Annotated in this window: 1 pseudogene; it reads right to left on the bottom strand. The window is 44.2% G+C overall.

Annotated features, from left to right (window positions below):
- Positions 1 to 274, bottom strand: a pseudogene (gene perR, locus FH871_RS34725) (peroxide-responsive transcriptional repressor PerR); the annotation flags it as partial.
- Positions 275 to 504: the final 230 nt, after the last annotated feature.

Below are 504 nucleotides of genomic sequence, written 5' to 3'. Positions count from 1 at the left end.
AATCATAATAGGTTGTACTGTAGTTGCAGAGCTTGAGCTCCGTCACAAAACCCTCATCAACCAAAACCTTGAGATTATTATAAACTGTGGCCAAACTCATGCTTGGAAAATCTGGCAGCAAATCCTCATAAATCATCTCGGCACTTGGATGACTTTTGGTAGCAATCATGTAACGGATGATAGCCTTGCGGGTTTCTGTAATCCGAATATGCTTGCTTCTCAGATGCTCCAGAACAGTCTCATATGCTTCCAAAGCCATGCGATCTTTTTCCATCGCCACCTCCCATTTTCTCTAGTCTTATCTCAACGAAAATCAAAAGTCGGAAGGAGCATAGACCTCAGCCTCTAAAGTAACTGATGTCGCAATAGGTGACTGCTGTCTTGATATCACCTCGTGATACAGCAGACAGACAGCCACCCTTGCTGGGAGGTCAACGAAGATTTGATTGTCAAAGTCCTTCTGTCCTACTCCCTAACGGCAATCTCTATAGCGATGTCCTAGCT

This window comes from Larkinella sp. C7, assembly GCF_006149005.1.
In the GTDB taxonomy this organism is placed as follows: Bacteria; Bacteroidota; Bacteroidia; order Cytophagales; family Spirosomataceae; genus Larkinella.
Note: the sequence above shows the minus strand (reverse complement) of the source record. Positions and strands in the feature narration are given on the sequence as shown.